This is a genomic window from Komagataeibacter intermedius TF2, from assembly GCF_000964425.1.
GTDB lineage: Bacteria > Pseudomonadota > Alphaproteobacteria > Acetobacterales > Acetobacteraceae > Komagataeibacter > Komagataeibacter intermedius.
Window position 1 is genome coordinate 1 of sequence record NZ_BANF01000484.1, and the last position, 269, is coordinate 269.

Consider the following 269-nt stretch of genomic DNA (forward strand, 5'->3'; position numbering starts at 1 on the left):
CTTGGCCTGAAACGCTCCATGATAATGGCATTGGCGCTTCTGACCATCGTCCTGCTCCTTCGCCTCGATGGCGGCAGCTATGGAGTGCTGCTTTTCACGGCTGTCGGGGTAGGCGTAGGCGACGCGATCATCCGGCCACTAATGTCGGGTTTCATCAAGGGGGAGTTTGCCTCCCGCGCACCGGCAACCATGAGCGTCTATGCTGCCAGCATGGGTGTAGGCTCAGCCGTGGCCGCTTTCGGAACGCCCCGCATCAGTGACGCCACCGG

The 269-nt window shown here is 61.7% G+C and carries 1 pseudogene; it reads left to right on the forward strand.

The annotated features are described in order from the left end of the window. Positions 1 to 24: 24 nt before the first annotated feature. A pseudogene (locus tag B7449_RS18115) lies at positions 25 to 269 on the forward strand (MFS transporter); the annotation flags it as partial.